Source organism: Psychrobacillus psychrotolerans (assembly GCF_900115805.1).
Lineage (GTDB): Bacteria > Bacillota > Bacilli > Bacillales_A > Planococcaceae > Psychrobacillus > Psychrobacillus psychrotolerans.
Genome location: NZ_FOXU01000007.1, coordinates 193702 through 205417, shown reverse-complemented (window position 1 = coordinate 205417; position 11716 = coordinate 193702). Strand labels below are relative to the sequence as shown.

At 35.1% G+C, this 11716-nt stretch carries 9 protein-coding genes and 1 rRNA gene; 2 read left to right on the top strand and 8 right to left on the bottom strand.

Annotation, left to right across the window (positions count from 1 at the left end; genetic code table 11):
* From BM260_RS14280 to dnaA, 8 genes are all read right to left on the bottom strand, one after another.
* Positions 1–216, bottom strand: a 16S ribosomal RNA gene (locus BM260_RS14280); the annotation flags it as partial.
* Positions 217–521: 305 nt separating this feature from the next.
* Positions 522–1628 carry an HD-GYP domain-containing protein gene (locus BM260_RS14275; protein WP_093538022.1) on the bottom strand — a complete coding sequence of 369 codons (1107 nt, stop codon included), beginning with the start codon at positions 1626–1628 and terminating at the stop codon, positions 522–524.
* A 127-nt stretch (positions 1629–1755) separates the two neighbouring features.
* A complete protein-coding gene (gene gyrA / locus BM260_RS14270; RefSeq protein WP_093538021.1) occupies positions 1756–4272 on the bottom strand; it encodes a DNA gyrase subunit A in 2517 nt (838 codons plus the stop codon).
* 27 nt (positions 4273–4299) lie between these two features.
* Positions 4300–6222 (bottom strand): DNA topoisomerase (ATP-hydrolyzing) subunit B, encoded by a 1923-nt coding sequence (gyrB, locus tag BM260_RS14265; RefSeq protein ID WP_175496307.1) that lies wholly within the window; start codon positions 6220–6222, stop codon positions 4300–4302.
* Positions 6223–6313: 91 nt separating this feature from the next.
* The gene (gene recF, locus BM260_RS14260) at positions 6314–7429 is read right to left on the bottom strand and encodes a DNA replication/repair protein RecF (RefSeq protein WP_093538019.1); all 1116 of its coding nucleotides are present in this window, start codon (positions 7427–7429) and stop codon (positions 6314–6316) included.
* A gap of 1 nt (position 7430) precedes the next feature.
* On the bottom strand, positions 7431–7658 hold the full coding sequence (gene yaaA / locus BM260_RS14255) for a S4 domain-containing protein YaaA (RefSeq protein ID WP_093538030.1): 228 nt from the start codon (positions 7656–7658) through the stop codon (positions 7431–7433).
* A gap of 279 nt (positions 7659–7937) precedes the next feature.
* A complete protein-coding gene (gene dnaN / locus BM260_RS14250; RefSeq protein WP_093538018.1) occupies positions 7938–9074 on the bottom strand; it encodes a DNA polymerase III subunit beta in 1137 nt (378 codons plus the stop codon).
* A 173-nt stretch (positions 9075–9247) separates the two neighbouring features.
* Positions 9248–10591 carry a chromosomal replication initiator protein DnaA gene (dnaA, locus tag BM260_RS14245; protein ID WP_093538017.1) on the bottom strand — a complete coding sequence of 448 codons (1344 nt, stop codon included), beginning with the start codon at positions 10589–10591 and terminating at the stop codon, positions 9248–9250.
* Between the two features lie 516 nt (positions 10592–11107).
* Between dnaA and rpmH the strand changes: the two genes are divergently transcribed.
* The gene (rpmH, locus tag BM260_RS14240) at positions 11108–11242 is read left to right on the top strand and encodes a 50S ribosomal protein L34 (protein WP_090567297.1); all 135 of its coding nucleotides are present in this window, start codon (positions 11108–11110) and stop codon (positions 11240–11242) included.
* Positions 11243–11307: 65 nt separating this feature from the next.
* Positions 11308–11655: a ribonuclease P protein component gene (rnpA, locus tag BM260_RS14235; protein ID WP_093538016.1), complete on the top strand. Its 348-nt coding sequence runs from the start codon at positions 11308–11310 to the stop codon at positions 11653–11655.
* The last annotated feature ends 61 nt before the right edge of the window (positions 11656–11716 follow it).

Genomic DNA, 11716 nt, shown 5'->3' with positions numbered 1-11716 from the left:
CCGTCTTTTAACATCTCCCCATGAGAGGAAATGGATTATTCGGTATTAGCCCCGGTTTCCCGGAGTTATCCCAATCTACAGGGCAGGTTGCCCACGTGTTACTCACCCGTCCGCCGCTAAATCAGAAGAAGCAAGCTTCTTCGTCATTCGCTCGACTTGCATGTATTAGGCATGCCGCCAGCGTTCGTCCTGAGCCAGGATCAAACTCTCCATAATAGTTCCTTCCGATGTGCAGAGCACATCGGAAGGAACAAATTAGAACTAGTTTAAAAGCTCATTTTGTTTTGCTGGCATCATCATTAAATGATGTCCAAAATTGTTTTGCTATCATCCTAACAAGTTAGTTGAAAGCTATGTTTCTTAACGTTTTGCATGTTCAGTTTTCAATGTTCATGTTGTTGTAATGTCGTTTTGGCGACTTCTATATAATATCAAGCTTTCGGAAGTATGTCAACACTTTATTGTAAAATAATATTAAACTCTTTCCTCTCCTAACAAAAGAAGAAAGAGTTTAGGTTACTTTAACTAATAACACTTTCTATATGAAGAGTTCTTTTAGCAGCTAAATCTATTATTTGCCCACTATCAGATAATCGAATCATTGGGCGCATAGGAGAATCTCTATGTAAGAAAATTACTTCTCCTTTTTCTCCATTTGATAGAAGAACCCGCGTTGAAATTGGTAAAGACCCTACTAATTCTATTAATTTGTTTACGACTTCTATATTATACTTTCCAAATCCTTCTTCCCGAATCATTTCTAATACTTTAAAAGAGGAACTCTTGGCACGGTAAACTCGTTCTGAAGTCATCGCATGATAGACATCAGCTACTGCTATTATTTGTGAGTAAACAGAAACATTATCCAATTTATCACTTTTAGGATATCCACTTCCGTCTAAACGTTCATGATGTTGGAAAATTGCTAGCTTCATTTCAGGTTTTAATAAAGGACTATCTTTTATCATTTGAAAACTATAAATGGTATGTTTTTTTATCTCCGAAAAGTCGAATTCAGTTAGGGCAGACTTTTTATCTCTTATTTTGGAATCTACTTTTGCCATACCTATATCAGCCATTAGACCGGCCGTAGCCATTTGCGTTATTTGACCAGAAGAGTAATTCAACTTTTTCGCTATTGCTCCTGAAATAATTCCAACTGCTATAGAATGATGTGCTATATATTTATCCATTTTAGAATACATATTTAAGAGAGAAAATACTTGTTTTTCTACCATTGCTTTTTCAACTAAAGGCATAATAATGTTCCTTAGTTTTGCTACATCTACTTTCATGCCTGATTCCCAGCCCATGAATTCTTTATAGAAGCTATCTACAGCATCTTTATATAATTGAACAAAACTCGTAGTCACTATCGGTTTTTCATCTATTGGAAGAGATTCTACTCTATCCTCATTTAACTTTTTAATCTCTTCATCTGATCTATTAAAAACATTTTCTAGAACAACGGGTACTTTAGTTATATTAAAAGCTCGCAACACTTGAATAAGTTCTCTAGTTACCTTTGCCTCTTTATGAATGATAGGTGAATTAGTGTTTACTAATATATCTTCTGCAATTATCGTACCTAATTTTAATTGCTCTAAGTTAATGAGGCTTTGGTTCATAAAGTATTCCTTCTTTCCTAATATTTCATTTATTATACTAAATATTCATCATGAAAGTATATGGAATTTAAACTAGATACAAAAACACACCCTTAAATAAAATTATTTAAGGGTGTGTTTTTATTTTTTATTCAGATTGTTCTTCCGTTGATGGTGTTTCAATTTCTTCCAATGTAGAATCTTCTTCTAAATTTTCTAAAATATCTTCGTCATCATCTTCTTTTTCAACTTTAGCTACAGTAGAAATTAATTCATCTCCTGATAACCTCATTAAGCGAACGCCCTGTGTACTACGGCCTGTTTTAGAAATGTCTTTTACATCCATACGGATAAGCATTCCATTAATCGTAATTAGCATTAAGTCTTCTGTTCCGTTAACCGCCTTAACAGCTGATAAAGGACCATTTTTGTCGGTGATTTGGCAAGTTTTAACACCCATACCACCGCGACTTTGCAAGCGATATTCCGACTCTGGAGTTCGTTTGCCGTATCCATTTTCTGTAACAACTAAAATCTCTTGCTCAGGTTCGATAATTTCCATACCAACTACATAGTCATCGTCTTTCAGACGAATCCCTCTTACTCCTCCGGCAGTTCTACCCATCGAACGTATATCGGTTTCTTCGAATCGAACTAATTTACCTTGTCTTGTCCCAATAATGATTTGTTTCTCACCATTAGTTAAGCGTACAGCAATAAGTTCATCTTCCTCACGCAATGAAATAGCAATCAACCCATTTGCACGAATATGTGCAAATCCAGTAACAGGAGAACGTTTTGTTATCCCATACTTCGTTGTGAAGATAAAGTAATTTTCCTCTTCAAATGATGCCATTGGAATCATAGCAGTAACCTGTTCGTCTTTTTCTACACCTAATAGGTTTATAATTGGCAAGCCTTTAGCTGTACGACCGTATTCTGGAATTTCAAATCCTCGAGCTCGATAAACTTTCCCTTTGTTTGTAAAGAAGAGAATTGTGTCATGTGTTGATGTGTACAATAAATGTTCTACAAAGTCATCTTCATTTGTACCCATTCCTTGTACACCACGTCCACCTCTTTTTTGGCTCTTATACGTATTAGCAGGTAGTCGTTTAATATATCCTTTGTTTGTTAAAGTAAGCACAGAATTTTCTACAGGGATTAAATCTTCATCCTCTAAAACTTCTGCTCCTCCAGCAACAATTTCAGTTCGGCGTTTGTCTGCGTAGCGATCTCTAATCTCAGAGATTTCTTCTTTAATTATTTCCACTACACGATACTCATTTGCCAAAATGAATTTTAGTTCTTCAATTAGTGTCATTAAGTTTTTATATTCTTCTTCAATTTTATCACGTTCTAAACCAGTTAAACGTTGTAAACGCATATCTAATATAGCTTGTGCTTGTCTTTCTGATAAATTGAAAGTCTCTATCAATCCATTTTTGGCTTCTTCGCCTGTTTGTGAAGCACGGATTAACTTAATAATTTCGTCGATATGGTCTAAAGCAATTCGAAGTCCCTCTAAAATATGTGCTCGATCTTGAGCCTTGTTCAGTTCAAACTGTGTGCGACGACGTATTACTACTTTTTGATGTTCTAAGTAATGATAAAGCATTTCTTTTATATTCAAAACTTTTGGTTGGTTATCTACTAATGCAAGCATATTAACGCCAAAGCTTGACTGTAATGCAGTTTGTTTATATAAATTATTTAATAATACGTGAGAATTTGCATCCTTCCGTACTTCAATGACAATTCGCATTCCATTACGATCAGATTCATCTGCTAAATGCGTAATTCCATCAATTTTTTTATCGCGTACTAATTCTGCGATTTTTTCTATTAAACGAGCTTTGTTTACTTGATATGGTAATTCCTTAACAAGAATAACTTCTTTACCACTTGATTTTACTTCAATTTCCACTTTTGCACGTATTAATATAGAGCCTCTACCTGTTTCATAAGCTCGACGAATTCCGCTGCGGCCTAAAATAATACCACCCGTTGGAAAATCTGGTCCAGGTATAATCGACATTAACTCTTCAATCGTAATAGCAGGATTTTCAGCTAGAGCTAACACTCCGTCAATTACTTCTCCTAGATTATGTGATGGAATGTTCGTAGCCATCCCAACAGCAATTCCAGAAGCACCGTTTACAAGTAAGTTAGGATATCTACTAGGTAATACAACTGGTTCTTTTTCTTGTCCGTCATAGTTATCTTTATAATCGATGGTGTTTTTATTGATATCTCGCAATAACTCTAAAGCAATTTTAGACATACGTGATTCTGTATAACGCATTGCCGCTGCTCCGTCACCATCTACAGAACCAAAGTTTCCATGACCATCTACTAGCATATAACGATAACTAAAATCTTGCGCCATACGGACCATTGCATCATAAATAGATGAGTCACCATGTGGATGATATTTCCCCATTACGTCTCCTACAATACGAGCCGATTTCTTATGAGGTTTATCAGGCGTATTCCCCAACTCTTGCATACCATATAAAATTCGACGATGTACAGGTTTTAGCCCGTCACGAACGTCTGGTAAGGCACGGGATACAATAACACTCATTGCATAATCTAGAAATGAGGTTCTCATTTCTGTACTAATATTAATCCCTTTAACGCCTTTATTCGGTATTTCTGACATCCTAAAGACCTCCAGTCACACACTTTCTTATATATCTAAGTTTTTCACGTATACAGCATTCTCTTCAATAAAAAGACGTCTTGGTTCTACTTCTTCGCCCATTAATTGTTCAAAGACTTTATCTGCTTCCATTGCATTATCTAAATTTACTTGTAGTAATGTACGTTCTTCAGGATCCATAGTAGTATCCCAAAGTTGATCTGCATCCATTTCTCCTAACCCTTTATAACGTTGAATATTTGGTTTTGAGGTTTTAGGTAAACGATCTAATATTTCTTTTAATTGTTCATCGTTGTAACAATACTCTACATGCTTTCCTTGTTTCACTTGATACAATGGTGGTTGGGCTGCATATACATAGCCAGCTTCTATTAATGGTCTCATGAAACGGAAGAAGAAAGTAAGTAACAATGTCCGAATATGTGCTCCATCTACGTCAGCATCTGTCATAATAATAATTTTATGGTAACGAGCTTTTTCTAATGTAAACTCTTCTCCAATACCAGTTCCAAGTGCAGTGATCATTGCGCGAATCTCAGCATTTCCTAAAATTCTATCTAAACGTGCTTTTTCCACGTTCAGGATTTTCCCACGTAAAGGTAATATTGCTTGGAAATGACGATCTCGACCAGATTTAGCAGAACCACCGGCAGAGTCACCCTCTACGATATATAGTTCACTTTCTGCGGGAACACGAGAAGAACAGTCTGCTAACTTACCTGGTAAGCTAGAAACCTCTAATGCAGATTTTCGACGTGTAAATTCACGAGCTTTCTTAGCAGCTACCCGAGCTCTAGCAGCCATCAAGCCTTTTTCCACTACTTTTCTTGAAATTTGAGGATTTTCTAATAAAAATCGATCAAATCCTTCGGAGAAAAGACTATTAGTAATAGTACTTACTTCGGAGTTACCTAACTTTGTTTTTGTTTGTCCTTCAAATTGAGGGTTTGGATGTTTGATGGAAACAATTGCAGTTAAGCCTTCTCTCACATCATCCCCTGATAAGTTGGTGTCTGCCTCTTTTAACAAACCATTTTTTCTTGCATAGTCATTTATGACACGAGTTAATGCTGTTTTGAAGCCTGATTCATGCGTACCACCTTCGTAGGTACTTATGTTATTAGCAAAAGATAAAATGTTAGAAGAGTATCCTGAATTGTATTGCATTGCAATTTCTACAGAGATTCCATCCTTTTCCCCTTCAACGAAGATAGCCTCTTCTGTTATAGGTTCTTTGGACTCGTTCAAATCTTCTACGTATGATTTAATACCACCCTCGTAGTAATACTTAATCGTTTTTTCTTTTCCTTCTCTTTCATCAGCAAGTGTTATAGACAACCCACGGTTTAAATACGCAAGTTCACGAACACGATGTTCAAGTATCTCGTATTCATATACTGTAGTTTCTGTGAATATCTCGCTATCAGCTTTGAATCTTGTAGTTGTTCCAGTAACATCTGTTTCTCCAATAACTTCTAAAGGAGCGGAAACTGCTCCACGTTCAAATTTGATAAGATGAATTTTTTCATCACGTTTAACATATACTTCTGTATATTCGGATAGGGCGTTTACTACTGAGGCACCTACACCATGTAGTCCTCCGGATACTTTATATCCGCCACCGCCAAATTTACCACCTGCATGTAGAATTGTCATAATTACTTCTACTGCTGGTTTACCCATTTTTTCTTGATTATCGACTGGTATACCACGACCATTGTCTTCTACTCGTATCCAATCATCTTTTTCGATAGTGACAATAATATGATCACAGTGTCCTGCTAATGCTTCATCAATACTATTATCAACAATTTCCCAAACAAGATGATGAAGCCCTCTTGAACTTGTTGTACCAATATACATTCCTGGACGCTTTCGAACAGCTTCTAATCCTTCTAATACTTGTATCTGATCAGCATCATAAGATTGCTCTAGGTCTTTTTCTTCCATAGCCAACTTGCTCACCCACTCTTTCATTCCTTCAATAATGGTGAATCATTTAATAATTATTTTGTTTACCATTTATATTCGTCACTAATTTTTACGGGTCTACTATTGTCCCTTGTTCCACATGAAACAACTCGGCCTGCTGAATCGTTTCATGTGCAATTCCTTCTACACTTGTAGTCGTTACAAATGTTTGTACATCTCCTTGAATTGTATTCAACAAGTGAGATTGTCGGTAATCATCTAGTTCAGATAGAACATCATCCAGTAATAAAACAGGAGATTCACCAACCTCCTGTTTTATTAATTCAATTTCAGCAAGTTTTAAAGATAATGCCGTTGTTCGCTGCTGTCCTTGGGATCCATAAGTTTGAACGTCATACTCATTTACAAAGAATTGTAAATCATCACGATGTGGTCCGATTAAGGATACACCACGGTAGAGTTCTCTACTCTGACTTTCTGCTATTTTTTTTTCGAGATGATTTTTCATTTCATTTGTTGACCATTCTGGTTGAATCCCAGTTGAAGAGTTATAGGTAATTCGCAATTTTTCTAAACCTCTAGAAATCCCAAAGTGAATGGGTTCTGCCCATTGTTGTAGCAATTGCATAAAGTGAAATCTCTTTTGAATCACTTTTACAGCGGATTCTATATATTGTTCTGTATAAACATCGAACATCACATCATTTAACATCGACTTCCCTTGATGTTGTTTTAAAATATGATTTCGCTGTTTCATTATTTTTTGGAATTGAAGTAAATCATGTAAATAAATAGGGGAAATTTGACCGATTTCCATATCAAGAAATCGTCTTCTCACTTGTGGACTACCTTTTACTAAATATAAATCTTCTGGAGCAAACATTACGACATTAAGCTGACCTATATAATCGCTTAACCGTGTTTGTTCTAAATGGTTTACCTTGGCCTTTTTCCCTTTTTTGGAAAGAATTAATTCCAAAGGTAAGTGTCCATATTTTTTTTGAATATCCCCTTTTATTTTACCATAGTCTGCGTCCCAACGTATCAATTCTTTATCGTTTGAGGTCCTATGAGACTTGGCCATGGATAATACATAGAGAGACTCCATCAAATTTGTTTTACCTTGCGCATTTTCACCTATTAATACATTGATCTTAGAGGAAAAATTCATTTCAATTGAATCATAATTACGGAAATCTTTTAACTCTAAACGTTCAATATACATGTCAAGCCCCGTTCTCAGGTCCAACCAATTTATATCTTCCTACTTCCGGAATATTTACGACGTCATTATGACGTAATTTACGACCTCTTCGTTGATCTACTTCTCCGTTAACAAATACTTCATGCTCACTTAAAAACCATTTGGCCATTCCGCCAGAGCTAATTGTATCTGTCATTTTTAATAATTGCCCAAGTGTTATATATTCTGAGTCAAATCGAATTTCTTCCATCAATAACTCAACCTCTTCTCATTTTCATTATCCCTTCATTTTACCTCAAATACCGAAATAAGCAAAGAAAAGCGTGAGCCCCTATATATGCTCCGACAATGGTCTTCCTCGTTGAGCTTATCAGAGTATCAATTGCTGGAAGAATTCTAGGAAAAGGCCGCCTTAGCTTTTATCGATATCTTGAAGTAACTCAAGCATCTACGCAACCAACGCGGACAATATGTAAGGAAAAAATCCCTAAAAAAAAAGGTAGCCACAAATGTGACTACCTCATGAATATTAGTAAGTTCTAACTGGCAAAATTAGTTGTAGTATGGAATCATCATGCACAGATTTCAATATAAATGGTCTCATAGCCCCTGTGAATAAGATCTTAACATCTTGACCATCAATAGCTTTTAAAGCATCCATCATATATTTGGCGCTAAATGAAATCTTCAATTCTTCGCCATCTATTTCTTCAGCTTGAATTTGTTCTTCGACATTACCTATTTCTGGTGAGTTAGAAGAAACTTCTATAAATCCATTTCCTAAAGTGGAAAAACGAACAACATTGTTTCTTTCTTCACGTGCAAGTAAAGAAGCTCTATCAATTGCTTGCAGTAAAGATTTACTGTTAACCAAGATAGTTGTTTTACTTTCATTTGGGATTAATCTTGAAGTATCCGGATAATTACCTTCTAATAATCGAGAGTAAAATAGCACGTTTCCTGTTTTAAATAAAACTTGTTGTTGAGTCATCACAATCGCAACTTCTGATGATGTTTCCTCTAAAATTTTATTTAATTCATTTAAGCTTTTCCCAGGAATAACGATACTATATTCTTCCTCTGGTAAATCTTTAATAGCTGTTTTTCTCTTAGCTAATCTATGACTATCAGTAGCTATACAGTGAAGTTCCCCATCCTTAACTTGCCAATTGACACCAGTAAGGACTGGACGACTTTCTGAAGTCGATACTGCAAATACTGTTTCTTTAATAATTGACTTAAGTAAATCAGATGGAATGAAGAATTGTCTTTCTTCTTCTATTTCAGGAAGCATTGGATATTCCGATGCATCTAATCCAATAAGATTAAATTCTGATTTTCCTGATCTAATATGTGTTTGAAATTGATTGGTAACTTCAATTTCTACATTATTGGTAGGCAACTTCCGTACAATTTCATTGAATACTCTTGCTTGTAGGACGATAGATCCAGGTTCTGTAATACTAATAACTTGTTCACCATTTTTTTCAACAGGTATAAAAGTTTGAATAGTAATATCTGAATCACTACCAGTAATATAAAGTCCTTTATTAGTAATTTCTAATTTCAATCCAGTCAGAATTGGAATTGTTGTTTTGGAACTTACTGCTTTTATAACATCGCTTAATCCCTCTAATAAACTATCTCTCATTACTTCGAATTTCATTTTTATACCTCACTTATATAATTATATTTATTTAAAAGAATAATAGATATAGTACTAGGGCTTGTGGATATGTTGATAAGTATCTTTTTCTCAACGTATACCTACTTGTCCACATGTGCATAAGTTGTGTCTAAGTAATCTAGTAAACTATGCATTTATCCACAAAATCTTTTTTACCTACCTAAAATAGATTTGATTTGTTTTACATCGTCTTGAAGATTTGCATCATCTTTTAGCATTCTAGATATTTTTTCGTGTGCATGAATAACGGTAGTATGATCACGTCCACCAAATTCTTCTCCAATTTTAGGCAACGAAAAATCAGTCAGCTCTCGTGAAAGATACATAGCTACTTGGCGTGGGAATGCTATGGACTTTGTACGTTTTTTTGCAACAAAATCTTCTAATCTAATATGAAAATGCTCCCCAACAACCTTTTGAATATCTAAAATCGTGATAATTCTTGGACGAGCATTGGGCAAGATATCTTTAAGAGCTTCTGCTGCCAAGTCGATATTAATATCCTTATTTATAAGAGAAGAATAGGCTACTACTCGGATGAGAGCACCTTCTAACTCACGAATATTAGAGTCTATTTGGTTTGCTATATATGCCATCACGTCATCTGAGATATCTAATCCATCAGCACGAGCTTTTTTGCGTAAAATAGCAATACGAGTTTCTAAATCTGGTGGTGCAATATCCGTGATTAATCCCCATTCAAAGCGAGAACGCAAACGATCCTCTAAAGTAGGAATTTCTTTTGGCGGACGGTCACTTGAAATGACAATTTGCTTAGATTCTTCATGCAGAGCATTAAATGTATGAAAAAATTCTTCTTGAGTTGATTCTTTTCCTGCAAGGAACTGAATATCATCTATTAATAACACATCTACATTTCTATACTTATTGCGGAAATTGACTGCTTTATTATCTCTTATAGAGTTTATAAACTCATTTGTAAACTTTTCAGAAGATAAATAAACCACTTTAGCATTTGGATTGTGTTCTTGTACATAATGACCAATCGCATGCATTAAGTGGGTTTTTCCTAGTCCAACTCCTCCATATATGAAAAGTGGATTGTAAGCTTTAGCAGGGGCCTCGGCAACAGCTAAAGAGGCTGCATGGGCGAAGCGATTCCCAGATCCAATGACAAACGTGTCAAATGTATTCTTGGAATTTAACATTCCTGGTGAAAAATCTGGTTGATCTCCATTATTTGCAGAGATTTTTGGTTTCGGCATGTCGAAATCATCCATGTCTAGATTTTTCGGCACAACGAAAGATATTAATAGTTCGTTTCCAGTTAACTCGGTTAATATGCCAGCTATTAGGTGAACATAATGATTTTCTAACCAATCTCTAGCAAATGAGTTAGGTGCAGCTATCGTAACAGTTTCTCCTTTATATGAAAGTAGTTTGGTCGACTTCAGCCAAGTTTCAAAACTTGGTTTAGATGTTTTCTTTTCTACTTCAGAGAGAACTTTAGCCCAAAGTTCTTCTAAGTGTTCCAATTATCTAGTCTCCTTTACTGCGGATTTGTTAGTTAAACTTTTTTTCAAAAAATAATATATGTATTACAAAATTCGACATATACACAAATCCACTGCCTGTGGATAAACGTTATAAAGTTATGGGAATAAACTTATCCACAGATTACTAACAACTGTGGATAAGAAAAAGGAACGAAAAATTTTTGAAAAAGTAAAACACAAATATCGTAACAAAAAATCATTGAGATTACAAGAAATTTAAGGGTTATCCACAATTATTTAATTATTAACAATATAAGTTGTCCACAACACAATGATATGTGCAGAATATGTTCATAAGTGCTGTGGATAATTTTTTAGGGAAATTTGTTACACACAGTGCTATAATTTAATACCTTGCGAATTGTGGATAACTAATTGTAGTTTGTTCATTAGCTAATTATTGAAAGCCATTGACAAAACCACTAGAAGTTATATATAATATCGGAGACTGTCTTACGAAGATTGAAGATGATCACTCAGGAGGTGTCATATAAGATGAAACGTACATTCCAACCAAATACACGTAAACGTGCCAAAAATCACGGTTTCCGCGCACGTATGAGTACTAAAAACGGTCGACGCGTTATTGCAGCCCGTCGTGCTAAAGGAAGAAAAGTATTATCAGCATAAGTCCACTGACCATTTCAGTGGTCTTTTTTTTCTTTTAAAACGAATTAGTTGGAGCTGGTGAGAACATGAATAAGAAACAACGTATTAAAAAGAATGCAGAATTCCAAACCATTTTTAAAAAGGGGAAGTCTTTTGCGAATAGACAATTTGTTGTTTACTGTTTAAATAAAGAAGAAGACTACTACCGAGTTGGATTATCAGTCAGCAAAAAGGTTGGGAATGCAGTAGTTCGTAACCGCATTAAACGATATATTAGACAAACCTTCCTAGAAATACATGATCAAGTATTTCCAAACATGGACTATATTATTATCGCCAGAAATCCGGCGGCCAAATTAGACTTTCATGAAACTAAAAAAAGTATAGAGCATGTTTTAAAAGTTGCTAAAGCTTTAAATAAGAAAAGTAAGTAGTAACTTTCCAAGGAAATGTTAAAATACAATGAAGAGATATATAAGACTTATTAGGGGGAAG